Annotated in this window: 22 protein-coding genes and 5 tRNA genes; 13 read left to right on the top strand and 14 right to left on the bottom strand. The window is 39.7% G+C overall.

Annotated features, from left to right (window positions below; genetic code table 11):
- Positions 1–34: 34 nt before the first annotated feature.
- The 5 genes from MSC25_RS15105 to MSC25_RS15085 form a co-directional block, all read right to left on the bottom strand.
- A tRNA-Phe gene (locus MSC25_RS15105) sits at positions 35–110 on the bottom strand.
- Between the two features lie 125 nt (positions 111–235).
- Positions 236–311: transfer RNA gene (locus MSC25_RS15100), tRNA-Thr, on the bottom strand.
- A gap of 57 nt (positions 312–368) precedes the next feature.
- Positions 369–444, bottom strand: a tRNA-Phe gene (locus MSC25_RS15095).
- A gap of 98 nt (positions 445–542) precedes the next feature.
- Positions 543–618: transfer RNA gene (locus tag MSC25_RS15090), tRNA-Thr, on the bottom strand.
- A 70-nt stretch (positions 619–688) separates the two neighbouring features.
- A tRNA-Phe gene (locus MSC25_RS15085) sits at positions 689–764 on the bottom strand.
- A gap of 338 nt (positions 765–1,102) precedes the next feature.
- On the opposite strand from MSC25_RS15085, the gene MSC25_RS15080 reads away from it, so the two are divergent.
- Positions 1,103–3,877 carry a hybrid sensor histidine kinase/response regulator gene (locus MSC25_RS15080; protein WP_248443867.1) on the top strand — a complete coding sequence of 925 codons (2,775 nt, stop codon included), beginning with the start codon at positions 1,103–1,105 and terminating at the stop codon, positions 3,875–3,877.
- Positions 3,878–3,927: 50 nt separating this feature from the next.
- On the opposite strand, the gene MSC25_RS15075 is transcribed toward MSC25_RS15080, so the two are convergent.
- Complete coding sequence (locus tag MSC25_RS15075; protein ID WP_004587535.1) at positions 3,928–4,200, bottom strand: oxidative damage protection protein; 273 nt, start codon at positions 4,198–4,200, stop codon at positions 3,928–3,930.
- Positions 4,201–4,233: 33 nt separating this feature from the next.
- Positions 4,234–5,295 (bottom strand): A/G-specific adenine glycosylase, encoded by a 1,062-nt coding sequence (mutY, locus tag MSC25_RS15070; protein ID WP_248443866.1) that lies wholly within the window; start codon positions 5,293–5,295, stop codon positions 4,234–4,236.
- 161 nt (positions 5,296–5,456) lie between these two features.
- On the opposite strand from mutY, the gene trmB reads away from it, so the two are divergent.
- From trmB to arcA, 4 genes are all read left to right on the top strand, one after another.
- Positions 5,457–6,182, top strand: a complete 726-nt coding sequence (gene trmB, locus MSC25_RS15065) for a tRNA (guanosine(46)-N7)-methyltransferase TrmB (protein WP_248443865.1) — start codon at positions 5,457–5,459, stop codon at positions 6,180–6,182.
- A gap of 44 nt (positions 6,183–6,226) precedes the next feature.
- Positions 6,227–7,252 (top strand): methyltransferase, encoded by a 1,026-nt coding sequence (locus MSC25_RS15060; protein ID WP_248443864.1) that lies wholly within the window; start codon positions 6,227–6,229, stop codon positions 7,250–7,252.
- A gap of 154 nt (positions 7,253–7,406) precedes the next feature.
- A complete protein-coding gene (locus MSC25_RS15055; RefSeq protein ID WP_029772454.1) occupies positions 7,407–9,011 on the top strand; it encodes a HAMP domain-containing sensor histidine kinase in 1,605 nt (534 codons plus the stop codon).
- A gap of 490 nt (positions 9,012–9,501) precedes the next feature.
- Complete coding sequence (arcA, locus tag MSC25_RS15050) at positions 9,502–10,218, top strand: two-component system response regulator ArcA (protein WP_004587530.1); 717 nt, start codon at positions 9,502–9,504, stop codon at positions 10,216–10,218.
- A 14-nt stretch (positions 10,219–10,232) separates the two neighbouring features.
- Here arcA and arcB read toward each other — a convergent pair whose 3' ends face one another.
- A complete protein-coding gene (gene arcB / locus MSC25_RS15045; RefSeq protein ID WP_248443863.1) occupies positions 10,233–12,551 on the bottom strand; it encodes an aerobic respiration two-component sensor histidine kinase ArcB in 2,319 nt (772 codons plus the stop codon).
- Between the two features lie 226 nt (positions 12,552–12,777).
- On the opposite strand from arcB, the gene folE2 reads away from it, so the two are divergent.
- From folE2 to ampE, 4 genes are all read left to right on the top strand, one after another.
- Positions 12,778–13,698 (top strand): GTP cyclohydrolase FolE2, encoded by a 921-nt coding sequence (folE2, locus tag MSC25_RS15040; protein ID WP_055254809.1) that lies wholly within the window; start codon positions 12,778–12,780, stop codon positions 13,696–13,698.
- A 114-nt stretch (positions 13,699–13,812) separates the two neighbouring features.
- Complete coding sequence (locus tag MSC25_RS15035) at positions 13,813–14,409, top strand: DUF2726 domain-containing protein (protein WP_024031608.1); 597 nt, start codon at positions 13,813–13,815, stop codon at positions 14,407–14,409.
- Between the two features lie 119 nt (positions 14,410–14,528).
- Positions 14,529–15,236: a 5'-methylthioadenosine/S-adenosylhomocysteine nucleosidase gene (gene mtnN / locus MSC25_RS15030; protein ID WP_004587526.1), complete on the top strand. Its 708-nt coding sequence runs from the start codon at positions 14,529–14,531 to the stop codon at positions 15,234–15,236.
- The gene (gene ampE, locus MSC25_RS15025) at positions 15,237–16,181 is read left to right on the top strand and encodes a regulatory signaling modulator protein AmpE (protein ID WP_248443862.1); all 945 of its coding nucleotides are present in this window, start codon (positions 15,237–15,239) and stop codon (positions 16,179–16,181) included.
- A gap of 70 nt (positions 16,182–16,251) precedes the next feature.
- Here ampE and tyrS read toward each other — a convergent pair whose 3' ends face one another.
- Complete coding sequence (gene tyrS / locus MSC25_RS15020) at positions 16,252–17,451, bottom strand: tyrosine--tRNA ligase (protein ID WP_055254812.1); 1,200 nt, start codon at positions 17,449–17,451, stop codon at positions 16,252–16,254.
- 379 nt (positions 17,452–17,830) lie between these two features.
- Here tyrS and MSC25_RS15015 point away from each other — a divergent pair, with 379 nt between their 5' ends.
- Entirely contained in the window at positions 17,831–19,144 is a 1,314-nt protein-coding gene (locus MSC25_RS15015; RefSeq protein ID WP_004587523.1) for a peptidoglycan DD-metalloendopeptidase family protein, read from the top strand.
- A gap of 100 nt (positions 19,145–19,244) precedes the next feature.
- On the opposite strand, the gene MSC25_RS15010 is transcribed toward MSC25_RS15015, so the two are convergent.
- The 5 genes from MSC25_RS15010 to MSC25_RS14990 form a co-directional block, all read right to left on the bottom strand.
- Entirely contained in the window at positions 19,245–19,421 is a 177-nt protein-coding gene (locus MSC25_RS15010) for a hypothetical protein (protein WP_024031605.1), read from the bottom strand.
- Positions 19,422–19,434: 13 nt separating this feature from the next.
- Complete coding sequence (locus MSC25_RS15005; protein ID WP_004587521.1) at positions 19,435–20,406, bottom strand: aldo/keto reductase; 972 nt, start codon at positions 20,404–20,406, stop codon at positions 19,435–19,437.
- Between the two features lie 138 nt (positions 20,407–20,544).
- Positions 20,545–21,675, bottom strand: a complete 1,131-nt coding sequence (locus MSC25_RS15000; RefSeq protein ID WP_004587520.1) for a sodium ion-translocating decarboxylase subunit beta — start codon at positions 21,673–21,675, stop codon at positions 20,545–20,547.
- 11 nt (positions 21,676–21,686) lie between these two features.
- A complete protein-coding gene (oadA, locus tag MSC25_RS14995) occupies positions 21,687–23,465 on the bottom strand; it encodes a sodium-extruding oxaloacetate decarboxylase subunit alpha (RefSeq protein ID WP_248443861.1) in 1,779 nt (592 codons plus the stop codon).
- A gap of 9 nt (positions 23,466–23,474) precedes the next feature.
- Positions 23,475–23,720: an OadG family transporter subunit gene (locus MSC25_RS14990; RefSeq protein WP_096042240.1), complete on the bottom strand. Its 246-nt coding sequence runs from the start codon at positions 23,718–23,720 to the stop codon at positions 23,475–23,477.
- Positions 23,721–24,247: 527 nt separating this feature from the next.
- Between MSC25_RS14990 and MSC25_RS14985 the strand changes: the two genes are divergently transcribed.
- From MSC25_RS14985 to MSC25_RS14975, 3 genes are all read left to right on the top strand, one after another.
- The gene (locus tag MSC25_RS14985; protein WP_002961939.1) at positions 24,248–24,421 is read left to right on the top strand and encodes a DUF1328 family protein; all 174 of its coding nucleotides are present in this window, start codon (positions 24,248–24,250) and stop codon (positions 24,419–24,421) included.
- Between the two features lie 52 nt (positions 24,422–24,473).
- Complete coding sequence (locus tag MSC25_RS14980) at positions 24,474–24,665, top strand: hypothetical protein (RefSeq protein ID WP_004587517.1); 192 nt, start codon at positions 24,474–24,476, stop codon at positions 24,663–24,665.
- A gap of 156 nt (positions 24,666–24,821) precedes the next feature.
- A complete protein-coding gene (locus MSC25_RS14975) occupies positions 24,822–25,298 on the top strand; it encodes a YcxB family protein (RefSeq protein WP_248443860.1) in 477 nt (158 codons plus the stop codon).
- Positions 25,299–25,457: the final 159 nt, after the last annotated feature.

Here is a 25,457-nt window from a genome sequence, read left to right as displayed (position 1 = left end):
AGCCCTGCATGTGTATGCAGGGCTTTAATATAAATGGTGCCTCGACCCGGAATCGAACCAGGGACACGAGGATTTTCAATCCTCTGCTCTACCAACTGAGCTATCGAGGCACTTAAACAGTGCAATTAAATGTTTAAAACATTTAATTTAAAATAAATGGTGCCGACTAACCGAGTCGACGGGTAACTTAAACAGACTACTGATTACAGTGCTCTTTTCAAATTACTAAAATAAATGGTGCCGACTAACCGAGTCGAACGGTTGACCTACTGATTACAAGTCAGTTGCTCTACCAGCTGAGCTAAGTCGGCACACTAAACTATGTGCTAAGGCACGTTCAATTTTAAAGATTGAGAACTTAAAGTAAATGGTGCCTCGACCCGGAATCGAACCAGGGACACGAGGATTTTCAATCCTCTGCTCTACCAACTGAGCTATCGAGGCACAAAAACTGTGCAATTAAATGGTGCCGACTAACCGAGTCGACGGGTAACTTGAACAGACTACTGATTACAATGTTCTTTTCAAATTACTAAAATAAATGGTGCCGACTAACCGAGTCGAACGGTTGACCTACTGATTACAAGTCAGTTGCTCTACCAGCTGAGCTAAGTCGGCACACTAAACTGTGTGCTAAGGCACGCGTAATAACGTTTAAACTATTGATTAAACACCACTACTTTAATAGTGGTGCCTCGACCCGGAATCGAACCAGGGACACGAGGATTTTCAATCCTCTGCTCTACCAACTGAGCTATCGAGGCACTTTAACAGTGCTAATTAAAAACCATAAAGGATTTTTAATGCAATTCCCACTCAGCGCTATTGACTGAGCCATCTGGGCGTGCGGCGTATTAAACGAGTTTTGCCCTTACAAGTCAACTTTTTTTTTTACTCTTTACAACTGTTTGAACGGTTTTTACACAACAAAGCGTATTTTTATATACTAATGTTTATTTATCCAACAAAAACTTACGAAAAACCTTAATTTAACCAATTAAACCAGACTAAAAACGTAGTGTATTATTTGATGTAAATGATACGATCACATTGATAATGCGTTAAGGCTTATCGTACAGACAAATACCAATGGGAACAATCAATGCAGAGTAAACTCTCTTCGCCGGTAAAAGGCTTACTGCCGTTTTTTTTAATTATTAATATTGCAGTAACAGCGCTTGCTATTGTTGCCTTTGCGTTTTATTCGCAAAACACACAACCTGCACCAGCAGCCAAACAAAAAGTAAGTATTACGCAGCTAGCACAACAACTTGATTTACCAATGGTAGATGCACTTACTATGTATGGGCAAGGCAAGGTTCGCCAGCTACTTGAACTTACCTCAGTATTAGATGATGAGTTTGAATATACGCTCTATCGCTTTAATGCCACCTCAGAAACCCAACTTGTATATAGCAGCACTAAACCCGCTATCGAGTCCAGAAAAGTAGATGAGCATTTAACTGAGCAAGGTATATTGCACCATATATTGCTTTTGAACGACCAGCCTATTGGTGAGCTAATAATAAAACAGCAGTTACCAGCACCGCCTTTAACGCAGCAAGACTCGCAAGTAATAGCCTATATTATTGCAATTGTAAGCGTGTTTGCCTTATTTGCATTAGCCCTACTATTTAATACCTATATAAATACTCGCTTGCGTAAAAGTAGTCATTTATTAAATGAAGAACTTCAAGCGATTACCGAAAATGGCAATTACGACAGTAAAGTAAGTGAAAAACTAGACCTAGGCTTATCTGGTGTAGCTAAAAACATTAACTTGCTGCTAGATAAAGTTAACTCAGTAATGTCTGAAAAAGAGGCTGCGCAAAAAGAACTTCAAAAATTACAAACAGGCCTTGAGAGCGAAGTACAACAAAGAACAATTGCATTAGAGCAAGCGACATTAAAAGCACAACGCGCTAGCGAAACTAAAACGACCTTTTTAGCCACTATGAGCCATGAAATTCGCACCCCTATGAACGGCGTTATTGGCACTATAGATTTATTAAGACAAACAGAGCTTGATGGCGCGCAGCATCGTTTAAGTACTATTATCCGTGAGTCAGCGTTTTCACTATTAAGTATTTTGGATGATATTTTAGACTTCTCTAAAATTGAAGCGGGTAAGCTAAATATTGACCCTACGCCTTTTTCAGTTACTGATACGATTGAAGAGGTTGCTCGCGTGCTTTCATCTGTTGCTAAAAAGCGCAAATTAGATTTAGAGCTTTCTATTGCGCCAGATATTCCAACTAATTTAACTGGCGATACAATACGGGTTCGCCAAGTACTGTATAACCTTTGTAGTAATGCAATTAAGTTCACCAGTACTGATGATAAACGCCAAGGGCACGTAAAAATATCGGTAGAAGTGGCCCATAATACGGCAGATCATTTTACGCTGCGTTTTTGCGTAACCGATAACGGCAAGGGCATGACCCAAGCGCAACTGCGAGAAATATTTAACCCGTTTGTGCAAGCCGAAAACTCAATTACCCGTGAATACGGCGGCACTGGTTTAGGGCTTTCTATTTGTAAAAGTTTAACCGAGCTTATGCTCGGTACTATTAATGTAACTAGCCATGCAGGCATTGGTAGCGAATTTACCGTTGAGCTTCCATTTGGTACCTCAGGAAAAATTAAGTACGCACATAAAAATGCGCTCAATGGCAAACATGTAGTGGTAGTGAGCAATCATTTAGAGCGCGAAAAAGCAATGTACCGCTATTTATCGTTTATGGGCGCTAAAATTACCTACGTGCACAACCAGCAAGAAATAGAAGCTCAACAAGAGCAGCACGACATTATCTGGGTTGTCGATGGCATAGATGATATGGAAAAAGTTAACTCTTTACTGCGTCGTCTTATTTACTCACTTGAAGATAATAATCAACAAGTGGTGGTATTAAGTAAGCTTGATGAAGCCGCTATAAACCATAAAAATGTATTTTATATTAATGCCTCACCGCTGTGTAAATCTAACTTTATGATGTCGATATTGGTAGCAGCAGGCTTGCATCAACCTAAACAAATTAAAAAAACAAAAACTCTCAACAATTATTTAAATGTTGAACAAGCACGCGATGCAAATAAACTCATTTTATTAGTAGAAGATAACCTACTAAACCAGCAAGTTTTAACCGACCAACTGCATATACTTGGCTATGGCGTTGAAGTGGCAAATAACGGTGAAGAAGGTTTAGATATGTGGCGTCAAAACAATTACTCGCTCATATTAACCGACTTACATATGCCAAAAATGTCAGGTTACGATATGGTTGAAAAAATTCGTGATGAAGCCGAGTTGTTAGACTCTATAGACGCTCAGCCTTATATTATTGCGGTTACTGCCAATGCGCTCAAAGGTGAAAAAGAGCGTTGCTTGGCGGTAGGTATTAATGACTTTATTACAAAGCCTATAGAGCTTAATGCCTTAGAAGATACCTTAAAGCGTTGGTATGATAAGCATAATAAAGACCAAACTGTTGTCATTCATCAAAAGCCTGCCATGCCTATTAATATGGACGCAGTATCTACTTATGTAAACGGCGACGAAGCCAAACAATTACGCTTTTTCAAAATGTTTTTAGAGCAAAGCCAAAGCCTAATTAAAAGTATTAATTCCGGCGTTATGGTTAATGACAGAGACGAGATAAGCAGTGCTTGTCATCAGCTAAAGGCTATCTCTAAAACTATTGGTGCAGAGGCCGTTGCGCAATGTTCAGAAGAGTTTGAAGAGAAGTGTCGAAATGCCGAGCTTGATACTGATGAGCTAATAGCGCAAAGAGATACCCTTGAAATTGAATACTCTAAAGCTGCGCAGTTTTTAAAAGAGCAAGTGCGCTCAGCGAATACTGATGAAGAAACGCTATAAAATATAGCTATAAAAAAAGGGCTATACAGCCCTTTTTTTATGCCTAAAAATTACTTTTCAGGAGGTCGATAACCTTCAATTTCTACGTCTTTGTCTTCAAACAAAAAGCCAACCATTTGCTCTTCTAAAAACGTACGGTGCTCTGGGTCCATCATATTTAAATGCTTTTCGTTAATTAGCATAGTTTGCTTATGCTGCCACTGGCCCCATGCTTCTTTAGAAATATTATTAAAAATTTTCTCGCCTAGTTCACCAGGGTATAACTGAAATCCAAGCCCTTCGGCTTCTTTTTGTAACTTTTGACAAAATACTGTACGTGCCATAATTGACTCTCTTAAGCGCTAAATGCTAATAGTTTAACCTATTGGGCTCATTTGTTTAACCAACTTTTTAGTCGGTGCGGCTAAACCCACCTCTATAGATTGATCGAGTGGGTACCACACAAGTTGTTTATCGTTTACTACATCCGGTACGTTATTAATATTAAGCACATGTGGATTTATTGTCAGCTCAAAGTGCGAAAACACATGAGTAAAAGGCGTTAACTCTTCCAGCTCGGTTTTTAAGCCTTGCTGATTTAAAAATAACAGCATTTCGCTGTATTCGTTAAACTCAAAAAAGCCAAACAGACCGCCCCAAATACCGCTACTTGGGCGTTTTTCCATTAAAACTTTCTCGTCATGCTGAATAATTAATTGGTGACAACTCTTTTTAGGCACCGCTTTTTTAGGTTTAGAATGAGGAAACTCTTTTACTTTACCGGCATTAAACGCACCGCAATCGCTATTAAGTGGGCACGCTTGGCAATCAAAGCGACTGCGAGAGCAAAGGCTGGCGCCCAAGTCCATCATGGCTTGGTTAAACTCAGTCACATTGTTTTTAGGGGTTAACTGGGTAGACAAATGCCAAAGTTGGTTTTCTACTTTTTTTACTCCATACCACCCTTCAACCATAAAATAACGGGTAAGCACTCGCTTAACATTACCATCTAAAATAGGGTGGTGCTGGCCAAGCGACAGCGATAATACCGCACCTGCCGTAGAGCGCCCTATTCCGGGTAAATCCATGACTTCTTCGAGTGTAGTTGGAAATTTACCTTGGTATTTATCTCGCACTATTTTGGCCGTTTTATGTAAGTTACGTGCCCGTGCGTAGTAACCTAAGCCAGTCCAATGATGCAGCACTAAATCTTCATCTGCATTTGCTAAAGCAATGATATCTGGGAAGCTTGCCATAAACTTTTCAAAGTATGGAATAACCGTAACAACTTGCGTTTGCTGTAACATTACTTCTGACACCCACACTTTATAAGGTGTTTTACCTAGTTGCCAAGGCAGTGTTTTACGCCCATGAAGGTGATACCACTGAACTACTTGGTTAGCAAATTTGTCTGACTGCTGTTTATTTAAATCCAACATATACTACTTTTACTCATGCTCAATAGCGGCTCAGTCTATTGCAGTTAATAAAAAGATCAAGCTATGAAGGCGCTATAACACGCTAATACTTGTGATTAGCTGCGTGGTCAGGGATAATACGCAACCATTTTTAAACACATTGTTTTTGTCAGGCCAATAATATGAGTGAATCAAGTAACAACAACCTTGAGCAAGCTAAGCAAGAAGGTAAGTATATCCGCACAATTCGCAGTTTTGTAAAACGCGAAGGCCGCTTAACTAAAGGCCAAGCTGCCGCAATTGAAAAATGCTGGCCAACTATGGGGCTTGAGCACAAAAACGGCCTACTCGGCTTAGCCCAAGTATTTGGCAATAACAATGATGTAGTATTAGAAATTGGTTTTGGTATGGGCAAGTCATTAGTTGAAATGGCAAAAAATGCACCGCACCTAAACTTTATTGGTATTGAAGTACATCGCCCAGGCGTTGGCGCATGTTTAATGGATGCAGATGAAGCCGGTGTTACTAATTTACGTGTATTTGAACACGATGCGGTAGAAGTACTCGCTGACTGCCTTGCAGATGAAAGCTTAACAACGCTGCAGTTATTCTTCCCTGACCCATGGCATAAAAAGCGTCATCATAAACGCCGTATAGTGCAAACAGAATTTGCTGAAAAACTGCGTAGCAAATTAAAAATTGGCGGTGTTTTTCATATGGCTACTGACTGGGAAAACTACGCCGAGCACATGCTAGAAGTTATGCAAGCAGCGCCAGGCTATAAAAATCAGTCATCTACCAATGACTACGTACCTCGCCCTGATTCGCGCCCGCTAACTAAGTTTGAACAGCGCGGCCACCGTTTAGGTCATGGCGTGTGGGACTTAATGTTTGAGCGCACAAAATAATTACACCAATTTACTAATCAATAATTTGTAAGGCAAAGCCATTTATGAGCGTATTAACCAACCCAAGTTTACTGTTACTTCGTAATAGCGAAGAACTAGTGGGAAGATCTATCTTGGTGGTCAACTTTGTTCAAGATGGCTTTTTAGCAGAGCTAAAGCAGCTAAATCCTCAAAGTGCCATCACCGCATTTAGTTATAACCATGCTAATGGGGAATTTGCTAAAAAAATAAATGGCATAAACGTGTGTGTTAACCATGAAATGGCCGCCAACGATTACGATTTAGTCATTCTTTACTACCCAAAATCAAAGCCTGAAGTATTAATGGCACTTGATAACATTCGCGCCGTGATTAACGAAAAAGCACAGCTACTTGTGGTAGGCGAAAATAAAAGTGGCGTTAAGTCGATAGAAAAACAGCTCGTGGGCAAAGCGCAGTACAGTAATAAAATTGACTCTGCTAAGCATTGTATTTTGTTCTCATTTGAGCAACTAGAGAACAACCCAACCTTTGAGATTAGCCGCTACCATAAAACGTTTAGAGTAAATGTAGCAGGAGTAGAGTTTGATGCTATCAGTGTTCCGGGAGTATTTAACCACGGCGCTTTAGATGCTGGCACAAAAATGTTGCTAGAAAATGCCCCTACCACTAAACAAGGTAATGTACTGGATTTTGGCTGTGGCGCGGGCTTAATAGCCACTTTTTTAGGTATTAAAAACCCAGCACTGATTTTTACTTGCAGCGATGTGAGCGCACTTGCAACTTATGCTACTGAGCAAACATTAAAGCTTAATAATATTAAAGGCGGCACTATTTTAAGTGATGGCTTAAAAAGTATTAGCGGCAAGTTTGATTTAATAGTTAGTAACCCGCCTTTTCATACTGGCATAGCGACCGACTACACAATTGCAGAAGCATTTTTATCAAATGCTAAGCAGCACTTAACCAAGGTAGGAAAGCTAAGCATAGTGGCTAATAGCTTTTTAAAATACCCGCCAATTTTAGAGGCGCAGTTTGGTAGCTTCCACACTGTGTACAAAAATAACAAATTTGCCGTTTACAGTAGCTAACTAATTATACTTAGTTAGGCTAAGTGTAATTAATACTTAGCCTAACTTTCGAATAAATATCAGAATTAATTTCACTATTTCCCTTCACTTTCTATGGTTTTTGCTAAACTAAAGTTCTAAATATAAATATTCATGCTTAGGCGATGCAGCAATAATGCCAAAAAAAGTACATCAAAAAAGTATTCGAAAAGCGCTGATCAACACCATCATGCTTATCACTGCTATTTGTTTAACTTTATCGGTTTCAATTTCCACTTATATGAGTGTAAAAGAACAAAAGGAACTAATCATAAACAAGCTCGTGATCCTTTCCGATATTGTTGCTTTTGATGCCGCAGATTCATTGGTAAAAGACGACAGAAAAACAGAAGAAAAACGCCTAAAGTCGTTTGATAAAATCCCCCTTGTTAAAAACATTCATATTTACGCAATAGAGAAAACATCGAGTAAACCTGTATTTTTTATTAGCTTTAATGCTAAAAAAACCCCACCTGTTCCGCTGCGCGTTGACAGCATTAAAGAGCTTAACGAGCCAAGAGCGACCAACAACTACATTGAGCTAATAACACCTGTGCTTAATAACGAGCAGGTGGTGGGTTACGTTTACATGCGTGGTAGTTTAGAAAGCCTAGATGAATTTATAAAACAAAAAATTATTATAGATATTTTCCTTACCCTGTTTATTTTGTTTTTTGTGTACTTTATAGCGATAAAAACACAAAAAAGTATCGCTAACCCTATTGAACACTTAAGTGTATTGCTACAAGACGTATCAAAAAATCATAACTATGACGTACGCGCACCAAGCACCAGCGTAAAAGAGGTTACAGCCCTATCAAACAGCTTAAATATCATGCTTACTCGCACCCGTAAGCAAATAGAACGTCATGAAAAAGACAAACTAGAGATTAAACAACTCAACCAAAGCTTAGAAGAAAAGGTAAGCCAAAGAACAATAGCCCTGCGCGAAGCAAACCAAGAGCTGCTTTCTACCCTTGAACGAATGCACCAATACCAAGAACAAATAGTAGAAAACGAAAAAATGGCCTCATTAGGGCAAATGGTAGCCGGCGTAGCCCATGAGGTTAACACCCCAATTGGCCTAGGTATTACTGGCTCAACCTTGCTGCGCGATAAACTTGCCGATATTCAGCTTAGTTTTGATAATAAGTCTCTTACTTCTAACCAATTAAAACGCTTTATTGACGAAGGTATCGAAAACCTTGATTTAATTTATAGAAACCTAAATCGTGCGGCCGACCTTATCTCTAACTTTAAAAAGGTAGCTGTAATTCAAGATGACGGGATTAAAACCCATGTAAACATCCATAGGTTAATATCTGATGTGTTAATGTCGATTCAATCAGAGTTAATAAAGTCAAAGCCTAACGTTGTGATCAATTGTCCGAGTGATTTAACCATTGAGAGTAAATCTGAGCCACTACAACAAATATTCCAACAGCTTATTTTAAACTCTGCCATTCATGGTTTTAGCAATAGCGAAAATAACGAAATTAAGTTTGATATAGAAATAACGGGCCCACAAATAAAAATAATCTACACAGATAACGGCCAAGGCGTTGATAAAAATGTCAAAAACAGGATATTTGACCCATTTGTAACCTCTAAGCGGGGCCAAGGAGCGAGTGGTTTAGGCATGCACTTAGTGTACAACTTAGTAACCCAAGCGCTAGGTGGGCATATACTGTATGACCTAGATGCAAAACCCGGCGTACGCTTTGTTATTACAATTCCATAAAAAGTGTTTAAAAAAAGAGTATTTATTTACGCTTTTTACTTGAATTACCATTTAATGACCCTATAGAGAGAGCATGTGATATTTCATGTTTAATTATTTAACTTGATCTAATAATTCAGCGATACAATTTCTGAACTTTATTGCTTTTGCAGTATCACATACATTGATGAAAGGTTATAAAATGATATAATTCCGTTTTGAATTTGCGCGATTATTTTTAGTACCTTTAAGCGATTGGTGGATGTATCAATTATTAAAGGAAATGGCTTCGTTTTCATAATTCAAAAAGCTGCATCCGTTATATATCATTAAACAGTAGTTTTTGCACAATGCCTTTTGGTTAGTTTGGAACACCCCTACTGTTTTATTTTTATCCAACTTGTTTTTTCTTGTTAACATTTGGGTATAATCCTATAATCTCTAGTAATCGAATTATTTAGTTAAGATTCGATTTTTTGTAAATAAAATATTCCAAAAAGGTTAATTAATAATGCAAACGCCAGTCATTCTAATCGTAGAGGATGAAGACGTAACTCGACTAAACCTCGTGAGTTTATTTGAAGCTGAAGGTTACAAAGTTATTGAAGCCATTGATGGCGATGATATGCATGACAAGCTTACAAATAATGATGACGTCAATCTTGTAGTTATGGACATCAACCTACCGGGTAAAAACGGGCTAATTTTAGCACGTGAATTACGCCAAAAACGTAAAGTCGGTTTAATTTTTTTAACCGGCCGTGATAACGATGTAGACCGTATTTTAGGTTTAGAAATTGGTGCTGATGATTACATCACTAAACCTTTTAACCCTCGTGAATTGACTATACGCGCTCGCAACTTAATTACCCGTACAGCGCTAGGCGGCGAAGAGTCAGTGCTAGAAACCAACGGTGTAATTACATTTAATGGTTGGGAACTTGACGAAAACAGCCGTTGTTTAACGTCACCAAATGGTGATGCTAAGCGTTTACCTAAAGGTGAATACAGAGCGTTGCGTTTAATGCTTGATTCTCCAGGGCGTATTTTTAGCCGTGAGCAACTTATCAAGCATATGACTGGCCGTGAGCTTCGCGCTAATGACCGTACAGTAGATGTAACGATTCGTCGTATTCGTAAGCACTTCGAAAGTGATAATTCTACTTCTGAGCTAATCAGCACCATCCATGGTGAAGGTTACCGCTTTATTGGTAAAATCGACGCTTAATTAGAGTAAACCGCTTACTCTAATAATTGTAAAAACGAATGAAGGGCAATTTGTCCTTCATTTATTTTATCTGCCAATGTATCTAACCATTCTCTTAGTACTTCATCTGATTCATCAAGCGCACCGTGTTCCATCTTTTTAGCATGTAACTGTACGTCGTTTAATCCTACAGAGCCCGCAGCACCTTTAAGCTTATGCGCCACCGATTTGTACTCTTCCCTGTCGTTTTCATTTAACGCGCTTTGCAGCTCTTGCTGATATTGCGGGTTTAGTTTTTCAAACAAACCACTGCTGCGCTTAAATACTTCAAGCCCCATAGAGTTTACAAAGTCTTCAATGGTTTCAACATCAAGCACACCTGCATTAATGCCCTCAAGCGCTTCTTTACTTACCGTTAGCAGCGGTTTGTCTGATTCACTTTGTTGAATATCAAACAAATCAGCCAGCATTTTATCAAGCTTTATTGTATTAATGGGTTTAGCAAGCGCCCCTTGCACCGAAATACCTTCTAAGTCTTCTTCGGCGCTACGTACATTCGCTGTAAGCGCAACGATAGGTAGTTTATCAAAATGGCTATCGGCACGTATTTGTCTTGCCACCTCATCACCATTTATATCGGGCAGTTGCATATCAAGTAGTACTAAATCTAGCTCGTCTTCGGTTTCTACAAACGAGAGTGCATCTTCACCCGTTTCGGCCCAAATTACTTCATGGCCGCGCTGCTCTAACAGGTTAGTCGCAATTTCAGCATTTAATGGCACATCCTCCACAAGTAAAATATATAAACCTCTACCTGCATAGCTTTGTTCGGTAGGCGCTACACATAAGCTAAGCGGTATGTGTACTGTAAAGCAGCTGCCTTCGCCTTCTGTACTGGTTACCGAAATAGTGCCTTTCATTGCACTGACCAACGCTTTGGTTACGGCTAAACCAATGCCTGAGCCAATCGCGTTTTTACCGCTTAAATCTGGGGCTTTGTAGTACATATCAAATATGCGCGAGAGTTGATCCTCTGGGATCCCCTGCCCTGTGTCTGATATTTTAAGTTCAAGCCACGGTCCATCGTTACGCTCTTCTCGGCTACATGTGAGTTTTACCTCGCCATGCTGGGTAAACTTAACGGCATTATTAATTAAGTTCCATACCACTTGGCGTAAACGCGTTGGGTCTAGGAGTGCATAAACATCTAATGTGCCATTTCGCTCAATTGAAAATTCAAGCTCTTTTTGTTCAGCAATTAAACCTGCAAAGTTCACTACATCGTTAATAAAGTCTGAAACGTTAATAGAGTCGGTTGCTATATCTAACTGCTCTCGGTCTATTTTATCTAAATCTATAATATCGTTAAAAATATTACCTAAGGTTTCAGCGCTCGAAAATACCGTATTACACCAACTGCGTTGCTGCTTATTAAGCTCTGTATCAAGTAGCATTCGGGTTAAACCTACAATGCCATTTAATGGTGTTCGCAGCTCATGGCTAAGCGTTGCTATAAACTTACCTTTATCCTTATAGGCTGTTTCAAGCGCTTGTGCTGCTTCTTTACGGCTGGTTATATCACGGCCAAATGCAAGCAAACCTATGTAGTCACCTTGATCGTTTATAAACGGTAATTTACGCAGCTCAAACCAACGGTTTTCACCATTAACCATATATTCAACATCAATTGTCAGCGCTTGATGCGTTTGCTCTACTTGTTTATCGGTTCTGAGTACTTCTGCTAAAAAGTAGCTCGGGAAAATTTGCTCAACTGTTTTACCAATTAATTCAGCACTGGTTTTGCCCATAACCTCTTCAAACATTTTATTACAGCCGGCAAACACGCCGTTGTTATCTCGGTAATAAAATAAATCGGGGGAAGAGTCGACAATAGAGCGAAGGAGCATGCCTTGCTGAGCAAGTTCTTGTTGTGTTTTTTTACGCTCTGCTATTTCGCGGCGAAGCTCTTCAATGGCGCGATGCTTGGCATGAAAAGCCATTTTTCGCTCATCTATTTCAATGTTGAGGCGGTTGATATTATCTTTTAATGTTTGATTTAACAGCTTTTCTTGTTTTGTGGCGCTGTCTAAATAAGCGTATGAGGCATCTAATTGTCTAATCGAGTTGAGTAAAATACTGATCATAAAGGGAGATACAACCGCGGTAAAAAATACCACAGCTAAAATATCAACTAAATTAACCTCACCCAGTGCCACATAATAAAACATACTCGACAATATAAGCGACACGCCTAATAAAAGCGCGTAGCACATTGCCGCGGTTTTTAACTCACCAAAGCGAGTTATTAAACTAGAAAGTACTCGAGCCCAAGGGCTCAAAGAAGAATCGGTCATAGGTCAGTGTATCTCGTTACTAGGCATAAATAAAAAGTGCCTATTAATAGTCAAACGCATTTTGCAGCAGATTTTAGCATTTTTCTATTAGCTATATTCATGTTGTGCGACAAAAACAGAAAATTTTCATGTTTACTTTTGCCTACTTGTTAAACTCATCATTTCAGCAATAAATTATTTAGTGTAAAATGCTGCGCTTTATTATGACCAATAACGAGTAGCGCACATGCAAACCAACATGCCCGATATAGCTGATACGGCTCCCGCCTTACAAACAGGTAAGTTAGACTGGGTTGGTATGGGCGAAATAGAACTGCCATTTATTTTTGAATCGAAAGATTTAGCACCCGTTACCGTTAACGCAAAAGCGCGTGCCTTTGTTAATTTGCATAAAGAAGACGCTAAAGGCATTCATATGTCGCGTTTATTTTTAGCGCTCGATTTACTCTCTACAGAGCAACAAGTTAACCCACAAACTTTAGCTCAAGCACTCGATACCTTTATCACCAGCCACGAAGGATTAAGTGACAAAGCCCAAATAGAGTTTAAATTTGAGTTACCGCTGCGTCGTAAATCGTTGTTAAGCGGTAAAGCAGGTTGGAAAAGCTACCCAATTACCCTAACCAGCACTATTGAAAATAGCGTAATTAGCTACGAGCTAAGCGTTGATGTTACTTATTCATCAACCTGTCCATGCTCTGCAGCACTTGCTCGCCAGCTTATTCAAAATGCTTTTAGCGAAAAGTTTAACCAAGAAACACTTAATCAAAAAGACGTTTTAGCATGGCTAGGTACAACGCAGGGTATTGTGGCAACGCCTCACTCACAGCGTTCAATTGCAAACGTTAAAGTAAAGCTAGACAACACGATTAGTGAATTTGACGTAGTAAATTTAATTGATACATTAGAAGCTGAACTAAAAACCCCCGTACAAGCGGCAGTAAAACGTGAAGATGAGCAAGAATTTGCCCGCCTTAACGGTCAAAATTTAATGTTTTGTGAAGACGCTGCACGTAAAATTAAAGCGGTTCTTGAAAACGATAACTTTAGTGATTACTGGCTGCAAATTAATCATTACGAATCACTCCATGCGCATGATGCAGTCGCTATTGCCGTTAAAGGAATTGAGGGCGGTTACAAAGCCTAGCAGCCCTGCTGCATTAATAATAAATACATACGGTAATTAGCCATAACAACCAATTTTTAGGCACGTAAATTGCTTTACTTGAGCAGTGTCAATTTGTTGTTATGGAGTTACCGTATGGAATTCGCTTTATTATCAATTTTAGTATTAGTGGTTGGGGCCTCTGTGGTTGCGTCAAAATTTAGTGATGATGGCGGCAATCCCTATCCTTTTACCCGCAAACAAACCGTGTTTACACAGGTTGAGGGTGCATTTTTAAATCTTTTAGAGCGTGCGGTAGGCGATCAATACAAAATTGTGAGCCGCGTCAAACTCATCGATGTAATCGACTGCAAGCAAGGCCTTTCTGCTAAATCAAAACGTGCAGCTTTAGCTAAAGCTAAAAATAAACAACTCGATTTTGTGCTGGTAGATAAAGAAAAAATGACGATAGTGGCAGCGGTCGATTTAGTTAACAACGCCAATAAAGATGGCCACAAAGCGCAGCGCGACTGGTTTGTAAACGGCGCTTTAGAATCTGCTGGCATTCCACATATTCGTATGAAAGTAAAATCAGGCTACCGCCCTTCTGAGGTGCGCGATGCAATTATGTTTAAATTAGGCAAACCTGCAGCGGTGCAATCGGCTCGTCCAACACGTAATCGTGTAAGTAAACCTGCGGTATTGTCACCTTCTCAGGCTAAAGCGCAAACCACTGCGTTAGCCGAAATTTAAAATAGAATTAAATACTCTCCTAAAAGTATTTAAAGCGAGCCGTAAAACAGCTCGCTTTTTTGTTTTTTATTGCTAACTTCACGTATAATCTACGTATTCAAACTCAGGAATCAAACACTATGAATGTTGGTATTATTGGCGCAATGGAGCCAGAAGTTAAAATTTTACGTGAAGCAATGCAAAACCCACAAGTGCTAACTAAAGCAGGGTTTACCTTTTACACAGGCGAATTAGCAGGTAATACAGTAACACTTGTGCAATCGGGTATTGGTAAAGTGGCCTCAACGATTGCAACCACGTTATTAATTGATAACTTTAATCCTGATTGTGTTATTAACACAGGTTCTGCCGGTGGCTTTGATCCCTCTCTAAGTGTTGGCGATGTTGTTATCTCTTCAGAAGTACGTCATCACGATGTAGATGTAACCGCTTTTGGCTACGAAATTGGCCAAGTTCCACAAATGCCAGCAGGCTTTGCCGCACACCCAAAACTAGTTGAAGCTGCCGAGCAAACCATTGCGCAAATTAGCGAAGTAAAAACCTTAGTAGGCTTAATTTGTACGGGTGATTCATTTATGTGTGATCCAGTGCGAATTGATAAAGCACGCAGCGACTTTCCTACAATGCTTGCAGTAGAAATGGAAGGCGCATCTATTGCACAAACGTGTTTTGCGCTTAATACGCCATTTGTGGTTATTCGCTCTATGTCTGACATTGCCGGTAAAGAGTCGCCGCAATCGTTTGAAGAATACTTAGAGACTGCATCAATCAACTCATCAAAAATGGTTGTTGCACTATTGGAAAAACTAACAAAAGTTACGCTGTAAATGCTAAGCAATATTGTTCAAAACCATTTGGACTTTATTGCCTTTTTTGTGGCGCTCATTGCTGAGCGCTTTTTCCCGTTAAAAAGCTGGTATCACCCTAATACAGTATTAACCGCTATATTTAGTGCTATAGGAAAACGGGTTTATAAACCAAGTGAGCCTAAAAGTTACCTTTATTTAGCCTCCACTCTTGCCTGTGCGCTAGTTTTAAGCGTTATTCTTATTATTATTGTGTTACTGCTTGAATTTGCCTTTTATCCTGAGCTGCTAGCGGGCCTCATTTTATATTTGTGCCTAGAAAGCAAAGCGATTGAAAAAAAAGCCCTGCGGGTTGCAAAGTTAGTAAAACAAAACCAAAAATCTACCGCGCGTGAACTCGTAAAGCCACTGCTTGCCCGAGAGGTCAATAAGCTCTCAGCGCCAGGTATTATTAAAGCCTTAATTGAAAGCTTAATTTTACGAACTGCCCGTAATTACTTTACCGTTATATTTATATTTTTATTACTTGGGCCAATTGCCACTTTAGCGTATCGGCTACTGACTTTAATGCAGCATGCTTGGCGCGCCGATATACCACCTAATAGCCACTTTTTAAAACCGCTTAAAATACTTTTGTTTGTAATCGAATTTATCCCCGTACGCTTACTTGCATTAACCATTGCCGCAAGCAAAGCCAGTAAACAAAGTATGCATTACATAAAGCACTATGGCAGACACTTTTATCAAACAAATACAGGATGGATTTTAAGTGTGTGCTCCGCCTCTATTGGCGTACAGCTAGGCGGCCCTGCGGTTTATTTTGGTAAGCGTTTTAATAAAATGCGTATTGGAACCGAGCGACTCCCAAAAGCCGAAGACGTACCTGTGATCATAAATAGATTAAATCAAGCGCGTGCATTTTGGCTGTTAGTCATTATCAGTATTGAGATATTAAAGCTGATTTAATGGTTTTTTAGCAGCCAAAATACGCGCACAAAAAAACCAGCCTAAGCTGGTTTTTTAGTTTTAACTGCGCTTACGCTACAGTAATGTTGGCAAACTTACGTTTACCTACTTGGTAAATAGCGGTCGTGCCTTTTGCTACTTCAAGTTTTGTATCAGTGATTTTATCTTCACCGTTAAGTTTTACTGCACCTTGCTTAATCATGCGCATTGCTTCAGAAGTACTGGCTACTAAATTAGCTTCTTTAAGTAAGTTAGCAATTAAAATACCTTCTTCTGCAATCGTAATTGTCAGCTCAGGGATTTCATCAGGTAGCGCTTTTTTCTGAAAACGTTTGATAAAGTCATCGTGTGCGGCTTGCGCAGCTTCTTCACTGTGAAAACGTGCAATTAACTCTTTCGCCAGCTCAATCTTAATATCACGCGGGTTAGTGCCCTGCTCTACGCGTTGTTTTTGCGCTGCAATTTCTTCGATTGATAAGCTGCTTAGTAAGTCGTAGTAGCGCCACATAAGTACGTCGCTAATCGACATTACTTTACCAAACATATCGTTTGGCGCATCAGTAATACCAATGTAATTACCAAGCGACTTAGACATTTTTTGAACGCCGTCAGTGCCTTCAAGCAATGGCATCATTAATACTGTTTGAGGCTTTTGACCTTCTACTTTTTGAAGCTCGCGACCCATTAAAAGGTTAAAGCGCTGATCGGTACCACCAAGCTCTACGTCTGACTCAAGTGCAACCGAATCCCAACCTTGTACAAGTGGATATAAAAATTCGTGAATTGCAATGGGTTGCCCGTTGCCGTAACGCTTTTTAAAGTCGTCACGCTCTAGCATACGCGCTACAGTTTGATTAGCTGCAAGTTTGATCATACCTGCGGCACCGAGGTTTTCCATCCACGAAGAGTTAAACGCTACGGTGGTTTTAGCTGGGTCTAAAATCTTAAAAACTTGCTCTTTATAAGTCTCAGCATTGGCAAGTACATCTTCACGGGTCAGTGGTTTACGTGTTACATTTTTGCCTGTTGGATCGCCAATCATGCCGGTAAAGTCACCAATTAAGAAAATAACCTCATGACCTAAATCTTGAAAGGTTTTCATTTTATTAATTAGTACAGTGTGACCTAAATGTAAGTCTGGCGCGGTAGGATCGAAACCGGCTTTAATTTTTAACTTTTTGCCCGACTTTAGTTTTTCAACTAATTCGTCTTCAATTAATATCTCTTCTGCACCGCGTTTTATCTCTGCTAGAGCGGTTTGTAAATCCACTGTGTATTACTCCAAAATTCTGCCAACGAAGGGGCAACTAGATGACTTGCTACATAAGGGTTTAAAACAGATTTAAACCAAAAGCACTTATGTTGCTAACATAACAAATTTCTACCTAATTAAAACAATTTTTTATGCGAATAATGCAACTAAACTCAATAAGCTTAATCTCACTGTGTTAGGCAATTAGAAATGGTGTTTAAACGCCGATTTTAGCGCACTTTAGAATCAGTTTAAATCGATAAACTTAAACAACTATAAATTGTCATTTTACTAACATTTGCGGGGCTTTTAGCTTTATTTACTAGTATTCGTACCTTATTACGTATATCCTGCATTAATATATATTTTATTTTCACGACAGCAGAAAAGGCACGTTATGGTTCACGTGGTTAACACGCTTCCCAAAAAACACAAATTGCTTATTCTAGGTTTGGTTTCTGCTATTGTTGGCTTAGCCTTTCTTCCTTCAGAAAAAGCGACTGCATCCAAAGACAATAGTGCAAATGCACTAGAAATTGGTAAGCGTTACGAGTTACAAGTTAAAGTTGAAGACAACGAAAAATTAACTGAATTAAATTCGCCAGAAGCAGCAGAAAAGCTGCCAGAATACGACTTAGTCGATCATCAAGTTAAAAACGGCGATAATTTAGCAATTATCTTCAAGCGTGCTGGCTTTTCAGCGCAAACGCTTCACAAGCTAATTAACACCAATGCTGAAACACGCAAACTAACTAAAATTCACCCAGGTGAAATACTTAGTTTTGCAACAGCAGAAAACGGTGATTTAGCTCAGCTTCGTTATGTTATTTCAAAAACAGATACTTTGTTTGTTACCTTAAATGACGAAGGTAATTACGACACATCAATAGATAGCAAAGAAATAGAAACACTGAGCAAAACAGCCGGTGGCGAAATTTCTAGCAGCTTTTGGACCTCAGCGATTGCTGCAGGCTTAAGCGAGCGCCAAATAATGAACTTTGCTGATATATTTGGTTGGGATGTGGATTTTGCCAACGATATTCGTAAGGGCGATCAGTTTGGGCTAATTTACGAGTCGCATTATGTTGATGGCGAGTTTATTGGCACTGGTAAAATTATTGCTGCAGAATTTATAAACCAAGGCCAGCGTTATGCGGCTATTCGCCATACCGACGGCAGCTTTTATACGCCTGAAGGGCGCAGCATGAAAAAAGCATTTTTACGTGCGCCGGTAAACTTTAAATATATTAGCTCGAGCTTTAACCCACGTCGCTTACATCCGGTAACAGGGCAAGTAAGAGCGCACCGTGGTATTGATTACGCAGCACGTACAGGCACTCCGGTTGTAGCCTCGGGTAACGGTAAAGTAATTAAAGCAGGTTACAGTAAGTACAATGGTAACTACGTATTTATAAGCCATGGCACACAGTACGTAACTAAGTACTTACACCTTAACAAAAAGCTTGTTAAAACAGGCCAAAAGGTTAAACAAGGTGACAAAATTGGTACCGTGGGTTCTACCGGCCGTGTAACAGGCGCGCACCTACACTACGAATTTTTAGTAAATGGTGTACACCGTAATCCTAAAACCGTTAAGTTACCTAAGTCTGAGCCATTACCACGCTCTGAACTTGCTAAGTTTAAACCTATTGCCGAAAACTTTATTGCACAGCTTGAACGCAATCGCGAACTACAGCTAGCACTTAAGTAACGTATAAGTTATAGATACTAAAAAAGCCTTTGTAGGGTTAACCTGCAAAGGCTTTTTTGTGTTTTTTATTAATTAATTAGTTTATTAGTTTATTAGTTTATTAGTTTATTAATACATAAATTAGCTGTACGACTAAAGAAACCATAACCAGCGGCCAAATATATTTGCTGTATTTAGTTGCGCCATCCAACCCCATTTTACCTTGGTACTTTTCAAGCAAAGGTATCAGCACTGCAAGAGCGACAAACAAGCAAATTAAAATAACAAATATATTCATTCCTAAACCTTAATTATGGTAATTCATGGCCTTTGGCGCTTACATACAATGCATACCAATGTTCGCGACTTAACGTAACATTTAGCGCACCGCATGACGCTGCAATACGCTCAACGTTCGTTGTGCCAATAATTGGCTGTATTAATGCAGGGTGGCGTAATAACCAAGCTAAAACAATTGCCTCAGGTGTTGTATCGTAAAGTGCAGCAAGCTTATTTACGAGTATGCTGGTATTTATATCGGCTTGCGATGCATTTGTTAAATCGCCCCCTGTGTATAGCCCTTGGCATAAACTTCCCCAGCTTTGTATTTGAATATCAAAGTGGCGGCAATACTCAACACTGCCCGGTGTAAAGTTAAGATCTTTTCCATCTGCATTACCTGCATAAACACCTTCATCAACAAATTGGTGTTTTTGTAAACTTGCTTCAATTTGATTAGCAACAATAGGCATATCTAAGGCATGTTGTAAAAAGTTCATTTGGTGCTGCTGCATGTTTGATACGGCAAAATTACGTACTTTGCCGCTTTCTTGAAGACAGCTAAATACTTGTGCAATTTCTTCTACTTCCATTAACGGATCAGGGCGATGAAGCATAAGCACATCAAGGTAATCGGTGTTTAAACGTTTAAGTGAACCTTCAACTGACTCTTCAATCCACTTGGCCGAAAAGTCGTAACGCTTGGGGCCTTTATCATCTTCAAAACGTATACCGCATTTAGATTGAATATACATGTGCTCGCGAAGCTCTGGTCGCTCAGCTAGTGCTTGGCCAAATACCTGCTCGGCTTTGCCAAAGGTATAAATATCGGCGTGATCAAAAAAGTTAATGCCGCCAGCTATGGCTGCATCAATACACTCGTGAGTTTGCTTTAAGTGAGCCTTAGTAATGGCGTCTTTATTCCAACCGCCGCCTAGGCCCATACAGCCAAAAACGAGTCTACTAACATGAGGTAAATATTTTGCCAAAGGGGTGTGAAGCATGATGACTATCCTTATTAGTGTGCATAGCCCTCACTGTAAACAAAAACACGTCTGCAAACAAACTTTAATACGTACAGTTTTATAGGCATAAAAAAAGCGCAGTAAACTGCGCTAATCGGTTGGATTAAATCCTAAATACTAGCCAACAAGCGCCAGTAATATACCTGCGGCTACGGCACTTCCTAGCACCCCAGCTACGTTTGGCCCCATAGCATGCATAAGTAAAAAGTTATGTGGGTTATTCTCAAGCCCAACTTTATTAACTACACGCGCCGCCATCGGTACTGCCGATACACCCGCAGCACCAATTAAAGGGTTAATAGGTGTTTTAGAAAGCTTGTTAAGGCCTTTTGCCATAAACACACCCGACGCTGTACCAATAGCAAATGCCAACGCACCGAGCACCAAAATACCAATGGTTTCTACAGTTAAAAACTGATCGGCCGCTAGTTTAGAGCCCACTGCCAAACCTAAAAATATCGTGGTTATATTAATAATTTCGTTTTGGGCACTGTTACTAAGCCTATCTACAACACCAGACTCACGCATTAAATTACCTAAACAGAACATACCTACTAAGGGAATAGCCGCTGGTAAAAACATAGCGGTTAAGCTCAGTACCATTAAAGGAAATACTATTTTTTCTTTTTTAGATACTTTGCGCAGCTCTGGCATTTTAATAGCACGCTCATCAGGTGTAGTTAATGCGCGCATAATAGGCGGCTGAATAATTGGCACTAACGCCATGTAAGAATAAGCAGCAACCGCAATGGCACCTAGTAAATCAGGGGCAAGCTTTGATGCTAAAAATATAGCTGTAGGGCCATCGGCACCACCAATAATGGCAATGGCTGAGGCATCTTGTAAGCTAAATTCAAAGCCAGGTACATAGTTTAATAAAATTGCCCCAAACAAGGTGGCAAAAATACCAAACTGCGCGGCTGCACCCAGTAATAACATACGCGGGTTGGCAATAAGCGCACTAAAATCGGTTAGCGCCCCTACTCCCATAAAAATTAATAAAGGGAAGATCCCCGTATCAATACCTACGTAGTACACGTAATAAAGCAAACCACCTGGGTCAGAAAGCCCAGCAACCGGAATATTAGTCAGTATTGCGCCAAAGCCAATCGGCAGCAGTAATAGGGGTTCAAAGTTTTTAGCAATGGCTAAAAACAACAACAAACACCCTACCGCAATCATTATTAAGCCAGGAAACGTAAAGTTAGCAATGCCGGTAGCATGCCAAAGGTTTAAAAGACCTTCCATTAAAGCTACTCCTACGCCATCGCTATAATTGCATCGCCCGTTGTCACAGCATCACCTTCAGACACTAAGACCTCAGCCACAGTACCTGAGTGCATTGCACGAACCTCGGTTTCCATTTTCATCGCTTCCATAATAACAACCACATCGCCTTCGTTTACGGCTTGGCCTGCTTTTACTTTTACTTTAAAAATATTACCTGCCAGTGGCGCATTCAGTGTTTCACCTGATGCAACCGATGCTGATTGTGGTAAGTGCTCTGAATCTTTTAGCGTTACCTCTTTAAGCTCGCCACCTTGCGCAACCACTACATCGTAAACTTTACCGTCAACTTTAACGCTGTATTGCTCAGCGCTAACACCTTTGTTACTTGCAGGTTTTGCTGCAGGCTTAGCGTTTGCATCATCAGCACTTGGCACTGCTTCAAAGGCATCTGGGTTGTTACGGTTTTTAATAAATTTAAGGCCAACCTGTGGGAATAATGCATAGGTAAGCACATCATCTATTTGCTCATCAGCAAGTGTTAAACCTTGTTCTTGCGCTTCTTTTTGCAGCTCTGCTTCAAGCGATGCAAGCTCTGGGGCTATATTATCTGCAGGGCGACACGTAATAACCTCGCTGCCATCAAGCACTCGCTCTTGCAGTTCTTTATTCATAGGTGCTGGTGTTAAACCATACTCGCCTTTTAAAACACCGGCGGTTTCTTTGGTAATTGTTTTATAACGCTCACCCGTAAGCACATTTAGTACTGCTTGTGTGCCTACAATTTGCGATGTTGGAGTAACTAGCGGAATAAAACCTAAATCTTCACGCACGCGTGGGATCTCAAGTAATACTTCATTTAGCTTATCTGCTGCGCCTTGCTCTTTCAGTTGGTTTTCCATGTTGGTTAACATGCCACCAGGTACTTGCGCGAGTAAAATACGGCCATCAACACCTTTAAGGCTCCCCTCAAAGCCAGCGTACTTTTTACGTACATCTCTAAAGTAAGCCGCTATTTCTTCTAGCTGGTTTAAATCTAATTCGGTATCGCGGGGCGTACCTTCAACAATTGCTACAATGGTTTCTGTAGCTGAATGACCGTAAGTCATACTCATTGAAGAAATAGCGGTATCAAGCATATCAATGCCTGCATCAATGGCTTTTTGATACGTAGCTGTACTTAAACCGGTGGTTGCATGGCACTGCATAGCAATAGGGATAGAAACGGTTTCTTTTAGCCCTTTAATAAGTTGCTCTGCATCGTATGGTTTTAATAAGCCTGCCATATCTTTAATACAAATAGAGTGACAACCTAAATCCTCTAGCTGTTTTGCAAGGGTTAACCACATATCAAGAGTATGCACAGGGCTTACAGTATAAGAAATCGTACCTTGCGCGTGGGCACCTACTTTTACAGCCGCTTTAATTGCCGTTTCTAAGTTCCGTACATCGTTCATGGCGTCAAAAATACGAAATACATCTACACCATTTTTGTGGGCACGCTCTACAAACTTTTCTACCACGTCATCGGCATAGTGGCGGTAACCCAATAAATTTTGCCCACGTAAAAGCATTTGCTGTTTAGTATTGGGCATTGCTTTTTTAAGGGCACGAATACGCTCCCACGGATCTTCACCTAAATAACGAATACACGAGTCAAACGTAGCGCCGCCCCACGACTCAATAGACCAATAACCGGCATCATCAAGTTTGCTAGCAATAGGGAGCATGTCATCTAAGCGCATACGGGTTGCAAGTAAAGACTGATGAGCATCGCGTAAAACAAGTTCTGTTAATTTTAATTTAGCCATGTGTGCCTCTTATTTATTATTTGATTTGTACTGAGCAATGGCAGCACTAATAGCAGCGATGTGCTCGTTTGGCACACCTTGAGATTTTAAAGATGGTGATTTAACCGGTATTGCAACTTCAGCCTCGTCAAAACGAGCAACCAAGTTAGACATGAATGACACAGCACCAATCAATATTGAAAGAAATACAAACACGCCCACCATGCCCGTAAGCATCAAGCTACCTGCGGTTGTGAGTACAGCTCCTATATCCATTTTTCTCCCCCTGCACTATATAGCGATATAAAAAACCGCTTTATTTAAATAATTATTCACCGAATGATAACAAAACTTTTAACTTTGTCCACCACCTGTCAATTGGTAAAACCAATTAAAATTAAACTAACATACAGTCACAATAGTTAACATAGCTAATACAGGGTTAAATTAGCTTAGATATAGATGATAAAAATAACCGTTATAGGCAAAGGTTATATGGTTAAACCCAAAAAAACTTAAAAACTATAAAAAATAGTAAGTTAAACGGCAGGTAAAAAATCAGTTTGGGCTAAAATGTAAATTGGTCTTACCAAGACTAGTAAAGCAGCGCGCAAAAAATATTTATTTTTTTACTCTCTTTACAATAGTGTGAATAAGTTACATCGTTAAACGTAAAACTTACCAATCCTAAATTTACAATCTTCGCTCAAAAAACATAACATATTGAAAATTAATAAAATTAAACTCTGGCACGCAACTGGCATTATTACTTTCGAACGAATTTGATAACCAAGGAGAAAACAATGTTACGCTGGACAATTACATTTTTAGTTATTGCTTTAATCGCTGCAGTGTTAGGTTTTGGTGGTATCGCAGGTGCCGCAGCTGGTATAGCAAAAATTATATTCTTTATCTTTTTAGTACTTTTAGTGATTTCTTTAGTTTCAGGTGCGCTGCGCGGTAAATCGCCCAGGTAGCTACTAACATACTTAAAACACTAAACAATCAACATATACAAGGAATTACATTATGAACTCAACAACTTTAAAAGCAGCACTAATCGCCGTATTTGCAGGTTTCTTTATGATGGGTTGTGAAGACAACCACGCAGAAGAAGCAGGTGAGCGTATTGATGAAGCAGTAACTGACGTGCAAAACTCTGTTGAAGATGCATGTGAAAATGTAAAAGAAGGCGTTAACGCAGAAGAAACTAACTGTTAATCTGTTTGGTAACGTAAAAAACGGCTTTTAATAAGCCGTTTTTTTGTGCGCTAATAAAAAGCGGCTTCTAACTCTTATAATGCATAGCCTACATTAACGGGTGTGATTTTTACGCTAGCTTGTTAAAATAGCGAAAACTATTACTTATTAGCAATTATGGCACTGACCACCACTTACACACTCGATAAACCCTACTACTACGAATGCTTTGACGAGTCCCACTCTTATAGTAAAGCAGCCAAGCCAAAGTATTTTTTGCTGGCATTACTGATGTGCTTAGGTTTAATTAGTATTTACGCTATGGACGATCATTACCTAGGTACATTTTTAATAATGCTGGGAGTATTAGAATGCGTTGCCTTTTATTACCGCAGGCCTTGGTGGGTTACGCGCCAAATGTTTAGTCGTGCTTCGGGCTCAGAGGTTACTCTTTCGTTTACTGATGACGCTATTAGCACCGAAAACCACTATAAAAGCCATACATTTAAGTGGGCAGAAATAACCCATATTATTAAAACTAACCACGGCTACTTAGTGCACCATAATAAAGGTATGCAATATATTTCTAGCAGTGTATTAACCGATGAAATGCGCGATTTTATAAACAAAAAGTTAGCAGTAAAAAGCCATTAAAATGGCTTTATACTGCTACACGACATATCTTGTTAGCTCTGTTTCACTCAAGGCCTAATATTTTAGGAAATCAGCCGAAAAATGATGGTTTTGCATACCTATAGTACCTTTAACTCTATTCCTCTGCTCACAGTAAAGTAAAAAATGAGTGCTTATTTT

It is taken from the genome of Pseudoalteromonas sp. 1CM17D (assembly GCF_023161805.1).
Classification (GTDB): Bacteria; Pseudomonadota; Gammaproteobacteria; order Enterobacterales; family Alteromonadaceae; genus Pseudoalteromonas; species Pseudoalteromonas atlantica.
The sequence above is the reverse complement of the archived record's forward strand: the minus strand, read 5'-3'. Positions and strand labels throughout refer to the sequence as shown.

Coding starts and splice junctions, on each gene's coding strand:
- mtnN (WP_004587526.1), top strand. CDS start 14,529: ATGAATGTTGGTATTATTGGCGCAATGGAGCCAGAAGTTAAAATTTTA.
- MSC25_RS14985 (WP_002961939.1), top strand. CDS start 24,248: ATGTTACGCTGGACAATTACATTTTTAGTTATTGCTTTAATCGCTGCA.
- arcB (WP_248443863.1), bottom strand. CDS start 12,551: ATGACCGATTCTTCTTTGAGCCCTTGGGCTCGAGTACTTTCTAGTTTA.
- MSC25_RS15035 (WP_024031608.1), top strand. CDS start 13,813: ATGGAATTCGCTTTATTATCAATTTTAGTATTAGTGGTTGGGGCCTCT.
- trmB (WP_248443865.1), top strand. CDS start 5,457: ATGAGTGAATCAAGTAACAACAACCTTGAGCAAGCTAAGCAAGAAGGT.
- arcA (WP_004587530.1), top strand. CDS start 9,502: ATGCAAACGCCAGTCATTCTAATCGTAGAGGATGAAGACGTAACTCGA.
- MSC25_RS14975 (WP_248443860.1), top strand. CDS start 24,822: ATGGCACTGACCACCACTTACACACTCGATAAACCCTACTACTACGAA.
- mutY (WP_248443866.1), bottom strand. CDS start 5,295: ATGTTGGATTTAAATAAACAGCAGTCAGACAAATTTGCTAACCAAGTA.
- MSC25_RS15060 (WP_248443864.1), top strand. CDS start 6,227: ATGAGCGTATTAACCAACCCAAGTTTACTGTTACTTCGTAATAGCGAA.
- MSC25_RS15000 (WP_004587520.1), bottom strand. CDS start 21,675: ATGGAAGGTCTTTTAAACCTTTGGCATGCTACCGGCATTGCTAACTTT.
- MSC25_RS15055 (WP_029772454.1), top strand. CDS start 7,407: ATGCCAAAAAAAGTACATCAAAAAAGTATTCGAAAAGCGCTGATCAAC.
- ampE (WP_248443862.1), top strand. CDS start 15,237: ATGCTAAGCAATATTGTTCAAAACCATTTGGACTTTATTGCCTTTTTT.
- oadA (WP_248443861.1), bottom strand. CDS start 23,465: ATGGCTAAATTAAAATTAACAGAACTTGTTTTACGCGATGCTCATCAG.
- MSC25_RS15005 (WP_004587521.1), bottom strand. CDS start 20,406: ATGCTTCACACCCCTTTGGCAAAATATTTACCTCATGTTAGTAGACTC.
- folE2 (WP_055254809.1), top strand. CDS start 12,778: ATGCAAACCAACATGCCCGATATAGCTGATACGGCTCCCGCCTTACAA.
- MSC25_RS14990 (WP_096042240.1), bottom strand. CDS start 23,720: ATGGATATAGGAGCTGTACTCACAACCGCAGGTAGCTTGATGCTTACG.
- MSC25_RS15010 (WP_024031605.1), bottom strand. CDS start 19,421: ATGAATATATTTGTTATTTTAATTTGCTTGTTTGTCGCTCTTGCAGTG.
- MSC25_RS15080 (WP_248443867.1), top strand. CDS start 1,103: ATGCAGAGTAAACTCTCTTCGCCGGTAAAAGGCTTACTGCCGTTTTTT.
- MSC25_RS14980 (WP_004587517.1), top strand. CDS start 24,474: ATGAACTCAACAACTTTAAAAGCAGCACTAATCGCCGTATTTGCAGGT.
- MSC25_RS15015 (WP_004587523.1), top strand. CDS start 17,831: ATGGTTCACGTGGTTAACACGCTTCCCAAAAAACACAAATTGCTTATT.
- MSC25_RS15075 (WP_004587535.1), bottom strand. CDS start 4,200: ATGGCACGTACAGTATTTTGTCAAAAGTTACAAAAAGAAGCCGAAGGG.